This is a genomic window from Paraburkholderia pallida (genome assembly GCF_004524855.1).
Taxonomy (GTDB): Bacteria; Pseudomonadota; Gammaproteobacteria; order Burkholderiales; family Burkholderiaceae; genus Paraburkholderia; species Paraburkholderia oxyphila.
The window spans coordinates 214,116-229,873 of the sequence record NZ_CP038150.1; the positions used below are offsets into that span (position 1 = coordinate 214,116).

Sequence of the window (15,758 nt, forward strand, 5' to 3'; positions counted from 1 at the left end):
CGCGATTCCGGGTGCTCCTCTTCGTGCTGGCTGGCGTCTTCGCCGATGTGTTTGCCTGGGTGTTTTTCGCCGCGCTTGTTGTTCTGGCCACTCGATCCTCCGTTGGTCTTGCATGCAGTGCGATGGTGTTCGCGCTGGTTTGGTTAGTTCAGCTTTTTTTGGGTTCGCCAGGTGTGAGCGCGCGCCACGCGCGGCCATCCTGCGCGAGCAGCGCCTCGGCTTCGGCCGGGCCTTCGCTGCCCGCCGCGTACGCCTGCACGCGCACCGCCGCGCCGTCTCCCGGATGCAGCACGCCGTCCACCGCGGCCCATGCCGTTTCGATGCTGTCGGCGCGCTGAAAGAGCGTCTGGTCGCCGAGCATGCAGTCATAGAGCAGCGTTTCGTAGCCGATGTTCGCCTGCTCCGTGAAGAAGTCATCGTAATCGAACGACGACTGCACCGCGCCGATCTGCATGACCGGCCCCGGCGTCTTCACGTTGAAATCGAAGCTCGTGCCGTGCGTGGGATCGATGCGCAGTGTCAGCACGTTGGGCGTCAGCGCGTCGACGGGCGTATCGCGGAACAGGCGAAACGGCACGCGCCTGAGCTGCACCGAGATCTCCGTGTGCCGCGCGGCCAGCCGCTTGCCGGTGCGCAAATAGAACGGCACGCCCGCCCAGCGCCAGTTGTCGACATGCACGCGGGCGGCGGCATACGTGGGCGTCTGGCTGTCTTTCGCGACGTCGGGCTCGTCGCGGTAGGCCACGCCCGCCGGCCCCGTGCCGTATTGCCCGAACACCACGTCGCCGGGCGTGAGCGGCTTGATCGCATCGAAGACCTCGGCCTTCTTGTTGCGCACCGCTTCGGCGTCGAACGAATTGGGCGGCTCCATCGCCACCATGCAGAGCAACTGGAACAGATGGTTCGGCACCATGTCGCGGAACGCGCCGGTCTGCTCATAGAAGCGCCCGCGGCCTTCCACGCCGATCACCTCCGAAGCCGTGATCTGCACGCTGTCGATATATTCGCGGCGCCAGATGGGCTCGAACATCGCGTTGGCGAAACGGATGGCGAGGATGCTTTGGACCGTGTCCTTGCCGAGAAAATGGTCGATGCGATAAATCTGCGATTCATCGGCGAAGCTCAGGATATGCTGGTTCAGATCGCGCGCCGAGGCGAGGTCGGCGCCAAACGGCTTTTCGATCACGACACGGCGGAACGGACCGCCTCCGTTGGCGTCTTGCTTGAGCAGCCCGGCCTTGCCCAGACGCTCGACGATCGGCTTGAAGAAGCGCGCGCCCACCGCGAGATAGAACACCACATTGCCTTGCGCGTCGCCGCCGAGTTGCTGGGCGAGGCGCTGGTACGTATCGTCGTCCTCGAATTCGCCGGCCATATAGTGGAGCCGCTGTGCGACCCAGTTCCACGCGTGATCGTCGAGTTTGCCGGCGTGGAAGGTGCTGGCCTTGTCGGCCGCAAACTTCTGCAGCGCGTCGTGCAGACCCTCGCGCCATTGCCCGGTCTCGTGCTCGCCGTGATTGACGCCGATGATCTTCATGCCATCGTCGAGCAGGCCATCGACGGCAAGGTTGTACAGTGCCGGCATCAGCAGGCGTTTGGTGAGGTCGCCGCCCGCGCCGAAGATCACGAGCGTGCAGGGCGGGGCCGGGTGCTTGCCGGCCGCCGAGGAAGGCGCGCCGTGCGGATGCGAGGCCAGCCTCGCGTTGGCCGGCGGATTGGGGGATGCGCTGGTGGGCTGAGTTGTCGACATGATTTCGCTTTGGTGGAACGGAATCACTCCGGATAGCAAGAGCGATACCTTGAATGACTCGATCTGCGGGCTCGCAGTTCAATTCGGCGAAGCAGGGGCGTTGCCACGCGCTGGCGCACATTCAATGAAGGTATTTTGTAATCTCTCTCACACATGGCGAATTCAACCGGAATCCAGGCACTCGTGTTCGACGTCTTCGGGACGGTCGTCGATTGGCGAAGCGGCGTCGCGCGCGAGGCGCAAGCGTTTCTGAACCGGCACGCGCCGGGCCTCGACCCCTTCGAATTCGCGGATGCGTGGCGGCGCGAATACTCGCCCGCCATGGAAGAAGTGCGCAGCGGGCGCAGGCCGTACGTGCGGCTCGACGTGCTGCACCGCGAGAATCTCGTCAAAGTCCTGAACCGGCTTGGGATCACCGGGATTCCCGAGGCGCAGATCGATGCGCTCAATCTGGCCTGGCACCGCCTGGATCCGTGGCCCGATGCCGTCGAGGCGCTTTATCGCCTGAAGCAGCGCTTTATCATCGCGCCGCTGTCGAACGGCAATATTCGACTGATGGTGGATATCGCCAAACGCGCCGACTTGCCATGGGACGCGATTCTTGGCGCCGAGGTGGTACGCGCTTATAAGCCGTCGCCGCAGGTCTACAGCGAGACAGTGGAGATTCTCGGGCTCGAACCGGCCGAACTGTGCCTCGTCGCGGCCCATAACGGCGATCTGGCCGCCGCGCGCCGGCTGGGTTTATCGACGGCATTTGTCGCGCGCCCCACCGAACACGGCGCGCACCAGACGACGGATCTCAAAGCCGAGCAGGCATGGGATTTTGTTGTGGACGATCTACTGCAACTCGCCGGGCAACTCGGTTGCACACGTTAGCCACAGTATTCATTCAAGGAGATGCGGCCCCGCTTTCAGGGCCGATGGCATTCATCTGAGGGTCGTTAAGCCAGGGTTAAGCCTGGGCTGAATAGAATCGTAAGGTATTCATTCAGAGTGCGTTCACTCAGGAGATTGCCAATGAATTCCCCAGCCAGGCATGCAGTAGACCACGCGCTTAGCAAGGTTCCCGAGCTGACGCTCGGGTTCTGGATCGTAAAAATTGCCGCAACCACGCTCGGCGAGACAGGCGGCGACTGGGTCACGATGTCGTTGAACCTCGGTTATCTCGTCGGCACGCTGATCTTCCTCGCCGCTTTCGTCGTGCTGGTCGCGGCCCAGGTTCGCGCGCGCCAGTTCCACGCGTACCTGTACTGGGCCACGATCGTGGCAACGACCACGCTCGGCACGACGCTGGCTGACTTCTGCGACCGCTCGCTCGGGCTCGGCTACCCGGGCGGCGTGGCCATCATTGTCGTTCTCCTCGCTGCCAGCCTCGCGATCTGGTATCGCGTGGGAGGAACGGTTTCGATCGAAAGTGTCGCGACCGTACGCGTAGAGTGGTTCTACTGGACGACGATTCTGTTCTCGCAGACGCTGGGCACCGCGCTAGGCGACTGGGTTGCCGGCGACGACCGCGGCGGCCTCGGGCTCGGCTACGAAATGGGCGCGGCGATCTTCGGGGCGGGGCTCGTGGTGGTGGGCTTGCTTTGGCTGTCGCGTCGCGTTTCGCGCACGGCGCTCTTCTGGGCCGCATTCGTGCTGACGCGCCCGCTCGGCGCAACGCTCGGCGATCTGCTCGACAAGCCGCTCGCACAGGGCGGTCTGGAGTTCAGCCGCTTCTACGCCTCGGGCATTTTGTTCGCGTTCATGCTCGCTTGCATCATGCTGATCCCGCAACGCGCGGCGCGGCGTACGTCGGCAGTGTGACGCGCGCCTTCGCAGGAAGGGCTGCGCGGTACCGGCCTGTGGAGGGAGATATGCAAACGTTGCAGCAGGAGATTCGAGTCGACGACGTGACGCTTGGCGGGACGCTCGAGATCCCGGACGCGGCCCGGGCCATGGTCGTGTTCGCCCATGGCAGCGGCAGCAGCCGGTTCAGTCCGCGCAACCGGCAGGTGGCCGCGGGCCTGCATCGCGCGGGCTTCGCGACGCTGCTGTTCGATCTGCTGACGCCCGAGGAGCAGCGGCACGACAGCATCGGCGCCGCGTATCGTTTCGATATCGCGCTGCTGGCGCGCCGCCTGGGCGGCACGCTGACGTGGCTCGCGGCACGGCCGGACCTCGCGGCGCTGCCGTTGGGACTCTTCGGTGCGAGCACGGGCGCCGCGGCCGCGCTCGTTGCAGGGGCGCAGGCGCCTCGCGTGGGCGCCATCGTGTCGAGGGGCGGGCGGCCGGATCTTGCGGGCCCCGCGCTCGCTTGTGTCGCGGCGCCGACCTTGTTGATCGTCGGCGGGCTCGACGAGACGGTGATCGGCTTGAACCGCAAGGCCGCTGGACAGATGAGCTGCGAGCATCGCATCGAGATCGTGCCTGGCGCGACCCATCTCTTCGAAGAGCCGGGGACGCTCGAACAAGTGACGCGCCTCGCAGTGGACTGGTTCGTGCGCTGGCTGATTGCCGCGTCTTGAACTCCATCGTTCTGCGAGCCTGTGAATTATCAAGGTATCCGAAGCGTTATCGCGCACGCAGGCGCAGAGACGGCCACGCTCATTCGAGCGGGAAGCCGCCCTCGAACGATTCGCGCAGGAATTCGATGAAACGCGCGACCGCGCGCGGAACGTGCACCCCATACGGGCGCACCACGTACAGCTGCGAGGCGAACGTACCCACGGGCCGCCAGTCGGTCATCAGCACGACGAGCTTGCGCGCCTGCAACGCCGAATGGGCGGTGAAGTCCGGCAACAACGCGATACCGAGATGCTCGAGCGCGGCGTCGCGCAACGCCTCGCTGTTGTTGGCCGCGAGCGGGCCGTTCACGGTCACGCTCACGCGCGGTTGCCCGGCGCGGCGACCGGCCTTCTCGAACGACCACACGCCCGAGCCCGTCGCGCGCGGGTAGTAGAGGCAGTCGTGCGCCGCAAGATCGGCCGGTATCTTCGGCATGCCGTGCTTCTTCAGGTACGTGGGCGTCGCGGCAATCACCGAGTGAACGTCGCAAAGCTTCCACGCCACATGCGTTTCCGGCACTTGCGCGCTATGGCGGATCGCGAGGTCGAAGCCCTCACTGGCGATCGAGGTGAGCCGGTCCGAGAGCTCGAGCTGCACGCGTACCTCGGGGTTCGCGCGTGCGAACTGCGCGAGACGCGGCACGAGCTGCTGGCGCGAGAATGCGACGGGCGCCGTGACGCGCACGGTCCCGCGCGGGACTTCGGCCAGCTCGCGCACGCTCGCGAAGCTTGCCGCGATGCGCTCGAATTGCTCGCGCGTTTCTTCCACCAGCCGTTGCCCGGCTTCGGTGAAGCGCACGCTGCGCGTGGTGCGCTGCACGAGCGCGACGCCGGCCACGCGCTCCAGTTCGGCAATGCGCTGGCTCATGGCCGCCTTGCTCACGCCCAGGCGCGCCGCGGCCGCCGTGTAGCTGCCCTGGGACGCGAGCACGTTCAGCCAGTGCAGATGCATCCAGAGCGCCTCGACTTTCTGCGTATCCATGCGAGCGTTTCCTGCCATTCGAACCGGGAAAATGATGCCGATGATAGCATCGCGCGCCGCCGATTTTTTATCGATGGCGATGGGGATTGTTCGCCTGCTGGAACAATCGGCGGATGAACAGTCGGCCTGGGTCCGGCCGGGTGCGACGGCCGCCGAATGTGCACACGAAAAGCGCCCGCGCCCCCGGCGCGCGTGGACTCAACGATCGTCTCCGTCTGGTACTAACGCGCCCGATTTTTGTATGTCGATACTCATTTCACGCCGTGCCTGGCGATTCGAAAGAATCCCTCTGACGATGCACGATCGGCGTGCACAGACACGAATACGGCGCCACGGATCTGGAGACCGCTCATGAACCGCGATAGATTGCAGAAATGGCCGTACCGCTTAGCCCGCGCGCTGCGCTGCGCCACGGCGTTCGCGCTTGCCGCGCTAGGCTGTGCCGTGATCCAGCCCGCCCAGGCGCAGGAAAAGGAGGTGACCATTGCCTACCAGCAGATCGTGGACCCGTGGGTCGTCGCCATCGCCGACGGCTCCATCGAAAAGGCCACGGGCTACAAGATCCACTGGCGGCAGTTCGAATCGGGTGCGAAAGTGGCCACGGCGATGGCCTCGGGCGACGTGAAGATCGGCGTGATCGGCTCGAGCCCGCTGGCCGCGGCGGTGAGCCAGGGCGTCGACCTGCAACTGTTCTGGATTCTCGACAACATCAACAACGCCGAGGCCATGGTCGTGCGCAACGGCTCGGGCATCACGAAGCCGGCCGATCTCAAGGGCAAGACGATAGGCGTGCCGTTCGTCTCCACCACCCACTATCACACGATGTTCGCACTGCAGCATTGGGGCATCGACCCGTCGAACGTGAAGATCCTCAATATGCAGCCCAACCAGATCGTTGCGGCCTGGGACCGCGGCGATATCGACGCCGCTTACGTGTGGGATCCGGCGCTCGCGGAACTGAAGAAGAGCGGCAAAGTGCTCATCACCTCGGGCGACCTCTCGAAGCTCGGCAAGCCCACGTTCGACGGCATCGCGGTGGATCGCAAGTGGGGCGAGGAGCACAAGGATTTCATGGCGAAGTTCGTGCGGGCGATTGCCGATGCGGATGCCCAGTATCGCGCGCACACGGCGCAATGGACGCCCAGCTCGCCGCAGGCGGCCGCGATCGCAAAGATGATCGGCGGCACGCCCGCCGACGTGCCGGCCTCGCTCTCGCTCTACGCGTTCCCGACGATCGAGGAGCAGGCCTCGGCGCAATGGCTGGGCGGCGGCGAGACGAGCCGCGCGGCGTTCGCGCTCAAGGATACGTCTGCATTCCTGAAGAATCAGAAGCAGATTGGCGACACGCTGCCCGACTATGCGAAGTTCGTGACGCCGGCCTACGCCGAAGCGGCCATGAAGCTCCGATAAACCCGCCGCTGGCCGCCGCGCATGCGGCGGCGCTTCACTGAGGAAAGCGAGGAGAGATCATGGAAACCATGACCGTCAAGGACGTTAGCGTGATGTTCCCGGGACGCGCCCGCGGGCAGACCGTGCATGCGCTCGACCGAATTAATCTGACCATTCATTCTGGCGACTTCGTCGTGGCGCTGGGCGCCTCGGGCTGCGGGAAGACCACGCTGCTCTCGCTGATGGCGGGCTTCATCGCCCCGAGCGAAGGCCAGCTGCTGCTCGGCGGCGAGCCCATTGCGGGGCCCGGATCGGACCGCGGCGTCGTGTTCCAGAAGCACGCGCTGCTGCCGTGGCTGAACGTGATCGACAACGTGGAGTTCGGCTTGAAGCTGCAGGGCGTGGGCAAGGCGAAGCGCCACGAGATTGCGGTGCGCAATCTTGCGCTCGTGGGCTTGCAGGACTTCCAGAAACATATGATCTATCAGCTTTCGGGCGGCATGCAGCAGCGCGTGGGCATTGCCCGCGCGCTCACCTGCGATCCGGCGATGCTGCTGATGGACGAGCCCATGGCCGCGCTCGACGCGCTCACGCGCGAGACCATTCAGGAGCTGCTGCTCGACGTCTGGCGCGATACCAACAAGATGTTCTTCTTCATCACCCACAGCGTGGAGGAGGCGCTGTTCCTCGCGAGCCGGCTGATTGTCATGTCGCCGCGTCCGGGCCGCATCACGCATACCTACGAACTGGATTTCAACCGGCGCTTTCTCGCCACGCGCGATGCACGCGCGATCAAGTCCAGCCCCGATTTCATCGAGATGCGCGAGCGCGTGCTCAGCATCATTTACGGCGACGAGAGAATGCACGACGCCGAAGCCGAGGTCTCTCATGGCTAGTCTGAAATCGCTTCACATCATGCACGCACGGCCGGCCCAACCGGGCGACACGTATCAGCCGCCGCGCAAACCGGGGCGCGGAGCCCGCCTGCTCGCAAAGCGCCCCGTGCGGCCCGGCGACACGTTCGGCGTGCCCGGCCAGGGCAGCAGCGCGTTGACGAGCCTCGTGACGATTGCGGCGCTGCTCGGCCTCTGGTTCGCGGCCACCTACTGGCACTGGGTCAAGCCGCTGTTCTTGCCTTCGCCGCAGGCGGTCTACAACAAGTTCATCTTCGTCGCCACCCAGGGCTTCGCGAACTCGACGCTGGCGGAGCATACGGGCATCAGCTTGCTGCGCGTGTTCGGCGCCTTCGCGCTCGCCTGCGTGACCGCGATTCCGGTGGGCGTGATGATGGGCGTCTCGCGCTTCGCGCGCGGCGTGTTCGATCCGCCCATCGAGTTCTATCGCCCGCTGCCGCCGCTCGCGTATCTGCCGCTCATCATCATCTGGTTCGGCATTGGCGAGTTCTCGAAGATCCTGCTGATCTACCTGGCGATCTTCGCGCCGCTCGCGATTGCCGCGCGCGCCGGCGTGCGTTCGGTCTCGATCGAGCAGATTCACGCGGCGTATTCGATGGGCGCTACGCGTACTCAGGTGGTCTGGCATGTGATCCTGAAGTCCGCGCTGCCGGAAATCTTCACGGGCATGCGCATCGGCATCGGGGTAGGCTGGACGACGTTGGTGGCCGCGGAAATGGTGGCATCGACGAGCGGCCTCGGCTTCATGGTGCTCAACGCCGCGGAGTTCCTGTCGAGCGATGTCGTGATCATGGGCATCATCGTGATCGGGTTCTTCGCGCTGTGCTTCGATATGCTGATGCGGTATATCGAACGCGTGGCGGTGCCCTGGAAGGGTAGGGTTTAATCGGCGAATTAGGGAGCAAGACGGGTGTCTGCGGCGGCGCATGAAAAGCGCCGCCGCATTGCTATTTCTTTTCCGTTCTGGCGTGAGTCTTCACGCGCAGAACGTTTTTGCATTTGCATTGATGGCGTGCCGCAGGACGAACTCGATACAGTTTTCCAAAGCGCCGCGGATAATGTCGGATAGTGAATAAATTACCGACTTGTTTTCTGTTTCTCAACGCGCGACTGGCGCTTTCGATGCCAGGATCCTCCTGCGCTGGATCAAGGATAATCGCCACCCCAAGTGGTAGCATTCTCCGATAACGATCTGAATCAGGAAAGTATTCCATCTTCAATAAAAGCGTCGTGGCGATGTTTGGGCATCGTCACGGTGTGTTGATATTTTATCCTGTATTTTTTCTGAATTATAGATAATTCATTTTTAATGTCGGTGTGATATCAATATTAAATCTGCAAACTAATTATTTCGTATAGCGTAATTAATAAAACCGGGGAGCAGACCGTGAACTACCTATCCCTCCGGCGTGTTTTCGCTGGCGCGCTGCCTTCACAGGATAACCGCCCGTTCCGGATGTACTGGCGCAGTTCGCAGAAGGACCTGGCCGGTCTGCTGTTCATCCAGCGGCTCGATATTCGTGAGGATCTGTGCGGAGGCATTGAGGGCCGCCTTTCCTGCATTTCCACCACGGTGGGCGCACCGCTCGAGATGTTTCTCGGCCAGCCGGTAACGGTCCAGCTGGTCACCGACGAAGGCGCGCTGCATTCGATCAGCGCGATCGTCACAGATGCCCATGAGGGTGAATCCGACGGATCGCTCGCAACCTACCAGCTGGTGATCCGTGACGCGCTGTCGATCATGGAGCGGCGCATCAATACGCGCATATTTCGCGCAAAAAGCGTCGTCGATATTATCCAGACGCTCGTGGAGGAATGGCGCCGCAGAAGCACCACGCTTGGTGGAACGTTTAATGTCGATATATCGAATCTGGACACGTCGAAATATCCCGCGCGCGAGCAGACGCTCCAGTTCGATGAATCGGACGCGGATTTTGTCCGCCGCCTGTGCCGCCGTGAAGGGATTGCATGGTTTATCCGCGCTGGCGACAGCCGCGATAATACCGATCTCGCGAAGTGGCCGTTCCACACCCTGGTGCTGTTCGACAACGCCGTCAAGCTCAGGGAAGCGGACGTGGGCACCGTCGTCTGGCACCCCGATGCGGCTACCGGAACGCGCGATGCCATCACGCACCTGACGATGGGGCGCCAACTGGTGTCGGGCTCGATGCGGCGGGCGAGCTGGGACTTCAAGCCCGGCATGGTCAGCCTGGTGGGCGCGACGACACGCGTCGACCAGGGGCCGGCGGGCAATGATCTCGCAGCCCTGCTGTCCGATGTCCGGATCGATTCTCCCCATTTCGCCGATACCCCGGACGACTACGAGCGGATCGGCTTCGCGCGGCTGTGGTCGCACGGGGCGCGCTCGACCCGTGTCAACGGCGCGAGCGGCGTGCGTGACCTCGAGGTTGGCTTCTGGATCAGGGTCTCGGGGCATCCGGAGCTGGATCAGTTGCCGCAACTGCAGCGTCGCATCGTCATCACGTCGCTGCATCACACCGGCGAGAACAACCTGCCCAAGGACCTGAACGAGCGCGCGCAGGCGCTCTTCACGGCCAGCCGATGGCCGTCCGTGAGCGCGCCGCTGTCGGTCGATACGCTGGCGCGTCCAACGGCGTTCGACGGCTCGACCGCGAGCCGCTACGAGAACACGTTTAGCGGCGTGCCGCGCGGCACGCCGCTGGCGCCCGTCTACGATCCGCGCGTGGACCTGCCGCGCGTGTATCCAGTGACCGGCAAGGTGGTCGCGCCCGATGGCGAGCAGGTCCACACCGACGAATACGGGCGGCACAAGGTGCAGATCCAGGGGCTCGCCAGCGCCGACCACGAGCACGCCAGCGGCGCGGGCACGAGCGGCACGCCGGCGGACAGTGCGTGGGTGCGGATGCTGTCGGGCTGGGCGGGCGACTGCTTCGGCCAGCAGGCGCCGCTGCGAGCCGGCATGGAGGTCTTGCTGGACTTCGCGAACGGCGATCCCGACAGGATGTATATCGCAGGCGTGCTCAGTAATGGCCAAAACATGCCGGCGACGTTCAGCCGTACCGGCACTCTGCCGGGCAACCGCTACCTCTCGGGCATGCGCTCACGCGAAATCAACGGCAGGCGGTACAACCAGCTGCGCCTGGACGATACGCCGGCGCAGATCAGTGCGCAGCTGGCGAGCGAGCATGCGGCGTCGGAGCTGAACCTGGGGCACCTCACGCATCCACGCGAGAACGGACAGGGCGCGAAGCGCGGTGAGGGCGCGGAGCTGGCCACGGATGCCGCCGCGGCGCTGCGGGCCGCGCAGGGCATCCTGCTGACGACTTACGCGCGTACGCAGGCGAGCGGGGACCAGCTCGACCGGCAGGAACTGCTGCAGCTGCTTGGCGAATGCACGGAACTGTTCAAGGCGCTTGGAGACTATGCCGGACAACACGGCGGACAGGCGGCCGATACAAGTGGCCAGACGGCCGTTGCGGACGCATTCAAAAGCTGGTCGCCTGGCGTCGGGAGTTCGGAGAACGGGGCGGCCGCGCCGGCCGATGGATCGCAGGCGTTGATGGCGTTCGGTGCGCAGGCGGGCTCGGTGAATGTCACGCCGAGGACGCATGTGACCTATGCGGGCGAGAACATCGATCAGGTGGCGCGTCAGCACGTGCAGGTCGCCAGCGGCGAGCGGATCAGCCTTCAGGGCGGCCACGGCGTGGCGATGTTCGCGCAGGCCGACGGCATTTCGGTAATCGCTAACCACGGCAAGCTCACCACGGCGAGCCAGTCTGACGACACGCAGATCCATTCCGCGAAAGACCTTCAGCTCACGGCCGCCGACGGCAAGCTCGTGGGCACGGCGAGCGACCAGGTGGTGTTCGCCACGACGGGCGGCGCTTACCTGAAGCTGCATGGCCAGAACATCGAGCTTGGCTGCCCGGGCAGCTTTACCGTCAAGGCGGCCGGTCATACGTGGGGCGGCCCGGCGAGCATGGCCACCGACATGCCGAACTTCAGCGACTCGCAGCTTGGCCGGGTCCCACAGCTTGTGCGCGCAACGGACGGCCAGTCTGCCATGGGCTATCAGGGGGCGGTGCAGGCCGCCGCTGGTGAAATCGCCCAGGGGCAGACCGACGGCTCGGGCCAGTTGCCAAAAATCAATGGCAACCGGTTCCAGTCGCTCGTGGCGAAATTTTTCCGGCAAGAGACGTAAATCAAAACGGAGTCCGGACATGAGTGCTTCTCCAGATCCATCGCTCGTGGAGGTCGGCAGCGTAGAAGGGATGACATTATTCAATTCGGACACGCCGCTCATCTGCGTCCTGCGGATGCCGCTACCGGGCATTGTGATCTTCGTGCATGGCGTGAACTCCGAAGGGGAGTGGTTCGACGCTGCAGAGAAAGGCCTGTGTCGCGGCCTGAACGCACGGCTGGGCCGCAACGACGACCAGATGGCCTATACCGGCACCTGCGCCGGCCAGCTTACGCCGGTCAGCTATATCGACAGCCTCACCGCCGATGGGTATATCAATCCGAAGATGACGTCCAAAACCTACATCAACCCGGACCCGTCGTTTTCGCCGGTGATCCACTTCCGCTGGGGCTACAAGGCCAACCAGGACGAACTCAAGCGGTACGGCACCAACATCTTCCTGAACGAGCAGAACTACTGGGGCGGCGGCCCGTTCGCCAATGGCACGTCGAGCCTGCCGGATCTGTGGCACGAAGGCCTGAACGACCGGCTGTTCCTGTGGCTCACCGCGCAGCACATGAATCCGGTGGCCTCGCGCACCGTGTATGCCTGCCCGCCGCGTGCCTACGGGGTGCTGGCGGCCCTGCGGCTTGCGAATCTGATCAGGACGATCCGCAGCAAGCAGCCTGACGCGGCAATCACGGTGGTCTGCCACAGCCAGGGCAACATGGTCGGGATCGCCGCCGCGTTCCTGGGTGACCGCCTCCCGGCGGTGAAGCTCCCGAAGGGTAGCAGCCTGCCACCCGAGACCGGCCGCTGCGTGGCGGATACCTATGTGCTGTGCAATCCGCCGTACAGTCTCGTCCCCAGCAACGCCATGGATAGCTGGGCGCAGCGCGGCATTGGCGACCGGGACGGCAACCACGGGCGTGAGAGCTATGTCGCGCGCGCCGAAACGCTCAAGGCGTATTTCGACATCCTGCGCGAGCGGGCGGCGCTCGAGCCGGATCCTTCGCGGCTCGATCCGGAGATGGCCAATACGCGCACCTCGGCAAGCGGCGGGCAAGCGTACAACGCGGCCGACGACCGCGCGGCGCACGGCCTGAACGGCAAGACGTATGGGCGCGTCACGCTGTACTGCTGCCCGCACGACCAGGTGATTTCCGTGACGACCGTGCAGGGCCTGGGCTGGCGCGGCATGAGTGACAAGGAGCGCGCCGACACGAACGCCGACGGCGTGCTCACGCAGCGGGTATTTGCTTCGGGCCACGAGGTGGGCAGGACGGGCGAGTACTACCGGTACTGGGATGACGACTGGCGCAAGGATCGGAACCGGAAAGAAGGCTTCTGGTATCCGCCCTCGCCGCTGGCCCGATTCTCGCTCGAGCGCGGGCTGGAGGCGCGCCCGAGGAATCCGGTTGCGCAACTCACGACGCTGGCCACCGCGCCGGTGTTCTACCTGTTCAACCTGCTCACGCGCGTTCCGTTGAATGCCAGCCCGGACAAGGACTGGAAAGTCCTGGTCAATGCGCCGGCGCTTCCGGCGGCATTCACGCCACGGTCGATCCGCTATGGCGGGGTGTCGTCGGTCTCGGACGGAAGTGCCGAAAGCGATTTCAACGAGGGCTACGATCCGCCGGCGGACGCGCGCGACGCGAGCAAGGGCAACGGCGGCAAGGCGACCAACCCGGCTGATCCCTACGACAGCCATCCCGGGCAGGGGCTGGGAACGGAGCAGACCGAAGCGTCGCGGCGCTACGAGGATCACGCGACGCTGCGCATGCTGGCGCGGCGCGAGGACCGGCCCGGCTGGGTCGACGGTCAGGGCAAGGTGGTTGGCGAGGACGATGCGTCGCATGCCAGCGCGGACTACACCGGGTGGCACAACGAGCAGATCACGAAGATCTTGACGCAGGGCGTCGACAGCAACGCGACGAACCATTCGACGATCCTGACCAATGCGGAGCACGCGGAAAAGGCGCTGGCGTACGACGTGGCGATCGGGCGGTGCGATATCTCGGCGGAAGATCTCGAGACGCTACGCAAGGCAGCTGACTGGCGGTTTGGCGACGGATTGCCGGTTGACGATCCGAACGGGCGGTTCGCAGAGTACTTTCAGTACGGCCAGATGAACAATGTCTCACTGGATAAATGGACAAAAATCGATCGTGATGCCAGCAGACCGGACAAGATCCACGACAAACGGGACGGCAATTTCCTGCTGGCCGTGGGAGGGTTGCTATGACGTGGCTGCTCTCGACCTGGCCACGCCGGCTTGGACTGGCGATCGGCGTGGCAGTGCTGGTCGCGGCGTGGATGCTGACGAGCATAAACAACGAAACAGGAGTGCTGACAATGGGAGCGATGATGAAGCGGTTGTTGCTGGCGCCGTGCCTGATAGGGTTCGCGGTGTTCATGTTTGCAACGGCATTCGTTATGCCAGACGCCACGGCGGCCACGCCGGGAGCGGGCGCGACGCCGGTGGATGCTGCCGGCAAGCCGTTCCTCGCCCAGGTTGTGGGCCTTGAATGGCTCAACCCGCTGCAACGCCGCGACTATCCAACCGAATGGCAGACGCTGTGGACGCTGGGGCTCGCGAAACCGAACCGCAATGACGACATGGTGCGGACCGATCCAAAGAGTTTTACGTCGTTGCAGCCCGTGGCCATTGTTGCGGACGGAGACCATGGAAAAGAAACGTTCGAGGGATTCCACAAGAAGTACGTCACCAAGCTGCTCCTGCTGTTCCGTGACCGCTATGCAATGAATCCGTCCTACTTCTACACGGTCGCGCCGTCAAGCAAGCGCAAGTGGCGCGAACTCGCCGGCATTCACGTCGAGTACGCAATCCCAGCCGGCAGGCTCGATCCCGTCAAGGCACGGGACTACCTGCAGCAGAAGATCATCTACAACTTCAGCATCGGGCACAAACAGTTCACAGACCTGTGGTCGAAAGACACTCCACCAGACGTTCACGTGACGCCGGGTGGCCCGAATGCCGGCTTCACCTCGCTGAACGCGGCGCTCGACTACCTGCAATCGCACCCGACCGAGACCGTCTGGGTGATGAACTGGGATGCACCGAGCTTCCCGCCGAACGACGAGCAGATGAACGAAAACATGGCGCTGCTGATCCTGGCGGGCCCCGGACTGGACACCGGGCGCGACCCGCTGGCCTGGATCGGCCGTGCCGCGAGCGCGAGTGTCGACGACTTCGAGGTGAAGGCCGGCACGACGCGCACCGTGCAGGCGTGGCAAAGCGCGATCGAGGCGGCAGCGCGCAACGCGAACGTGCCGGTGACCGACATCCAGTACGTGATCCACGATGCCGGACGGGGCAGCGAGGCCGCCTCCGAGCGGGTCGGCGCACTCGGCCGCACGCTGACGGTCACGCTGCCGGAGTTCGAGTACCTGAAGCAGACCTTTAACACGCCGGCGCTGCTTGGCGAGATGGGCGCGGGCACGGCGCTGACCGCCGTGGTGCTGGCGATCGGCCGGGCCAATCACCTGGGCGGCAACACGCTCGTCACGGGCACCACCGATCCGAAGCACCTGACGGCCGTCGTGGTTGTGCCGCCTGAGAAGCTCATTGCAATCGACCCCGAGAAGGACTGGTTCCGCGCGCGCGGCGAGAACAATGCGTACCTGCCGTGGTGGGGGCGTCTGCGTGGCAAGACGTACCCGATCCAAGGCTACACCGAATGAAGATCAGTCTATGCGCGGAATTGGCTGAAGTCTGAAAAGGCCCAACCCCGCGCTCTGGAAAACATGAAGGTTGACAAAGCCCAGGTTCCCCACTTGGGCTTTGTTGTTTAATGGCCGCCATGCTTGAAAAGCCGCCCCCCACAGTCCGAAATCACGAGGGGCACGAGCAGAGAACGCCGGCCACGCGGCAAGCATTGTGATGGTGAGTTCGCCCGATGCCGGCAGCAAGGCCGCGAACGAGCAGAACTGTCGATTAGGTCCGATCGGGGGGCGCCAGCCCGCACACCCGACAAACGATCAGCAAAGGGAG

At 64.3% G+C, this 15,758-nt stretch carries 11 protein-coding genes; 9 read left to right on the forward strand and 2 right to left on the reverse strand.

Going from position 1 to position 15,758, the window contains the following annotated elements:
• Window positions 1-148 precede the first annotated feature (148 nt).
• On the reverse strand, window positions 149-1,750 hold the full coding sequence (gene zwf, locus E1956_RS27670) for a glucose-6-phosphate dehydrogenase (protein ID WP_134755238.1): 1,602 nt from the start codon (window positions 1,748-1,750) through the stop codon (window positions 149-151).
• Between the two features lie 153 nt (window positions 1,751-1,903).
• Here zwf and E1956_RS27675 point away from each other — a divergent pair, with 153 nt between their 5' ends.
• From E1956_RS27675 to E1956_RS27685, 3 genes are all read left to right on the forward strand, one after another.
• Window positions 1,904-2,626: a haloacid dehalogenase type II gene (locus tag E1956_RS27675; RefSeq protein ID WP_134755240.1), complete on the forward strand. Its 723-nt coding sequence runs from the start codon at window positions 1,904-1,906 to the stop codon at window positions 2,624-2,626.
• Between the two features lie 141 nt (window positions 2,627-2,767).
• A complete protein-coding gene (locus tag E1956_RS27680; RefSeq protein ID WP_134755243.1) occupies window positions 2,768-3,556 on the forward strand; it encodes a COG4705 family protein in 789 nt (262 codons plus the stop codon).
• A gap of 50 nt (window positions 3,557-3,606) precedes the next feature.
• Window positions 3,607-4,257 (forward strand): dienelactone hydrolase family protein, encoded by a 651-nt coding sequence (locus tag E1956_RS27685; protein ID WP_134755245.1) that lies wholly within the window; start codon window positions 3,607-3,609, stop codon window positions 4,255-4,257.
• Window positions 4,258-4,336: 79 nt separating this feature from the next.
• Here E1956_RS27685 and E1956_RS27690 read toward each other — a convergent pair whose 3' ends face one another.
• Window positions 4,337-5,278 (reverse strand): LysR family transcriptional regulator, encoded by a 942-nt coding sequence (locus tag E1956_RS27690; RefSeq protein WP_134755247.1) that lies wholly within the window; start codon window positions 5,276-5,278, stop codon window positions 4,337-4,339.
• Between the two features lie 351 nt (window positions 5,279-5,629).
• On the opposite strand from E1956_RS27690, the gene tauA reads away from it, so the two are divergent.
• The 6 genes from tauA to E1956_RS27720 all read left to right on the forward strand — a co-directional run bounded on the left by tauA (window position 5,630) and on the right by E1956_RS27720 (window position 15,448).
• Entirely contained in the window at window positions 5,630-6,688 is a 1,059-nt protein-coding gene (gene tauA, locus E1956_RS27695) for a taurine ABC transporter substrate-binding protein (protein WP_134755249.1), read from the forward strand.
• Between the two features lie 59 nt (window positions 6,689-6,747).
• Complete coding sequence (locus E1956_RS27700) at window positions 6,748-7,563, forward strand: taurine ABC transporter ATP-binding protein (protein WP_134755251.1); 816 nt, start codon at window positions 6,748-6,750, stop codon at window positions 7,561-7,563.
• Window positions 7,556-8,467 (forward strand): ABC transporter permease subunit, encoded by a 912-nt coding sequence (locus tag E1956_RS27705; protein WP_134755253.1) that lies wholly within the window; start codon window positions 7,556-7,558, stop codon window positions 8,465-8,467. Before E1956_RS27700 ends, E1956_RS27705 begins: the two co-directional genes overlap by 8 nt.
• 570 nt (window positions 8,468-9,037) lie before the next feature.
• Window positions 9,038-11,764 (forward strand): type VI secretion system Vgr family protein, encoded by a 2,727-nt coding sequence (locus E1956_RS27710; protein ID WP_134757849.1) that lies wholly within the window; start codon window positions 9,038-9,040, stop codon window positions 11,762-11,764.
• A 19-nt stretch (window positions 11,765-11,783) separates the two neighbouring features.
• Complete coding sequence (locus E1956_RS27715; RefSeq protein ID WP_134755255.1) at window positions 11,784-13,988, forward strand: T6SS effector phospholipase Tle3 domain-containing protein; 2,205 nt, start codon at window positions 11,784-11,786, stop codon at window positions 13,986-13,988.
• Window positions 13,985-15,448, forward strand: a complete 1,464-nt coding sequence (locus E1956_RS27720; RefSeq protein WP_134755257.1) for a virulence factor — start codon at window positions 13,985-13,987, stop codon at window positions 15,446-15,448. The genes E1956_RS27715 and E1956_RS27720 overlap by 4 nt, the downstream gene beginning before the upstream one ends.
• Window positions 15,449-15,758: the final 310 nt, after the last annotated feature.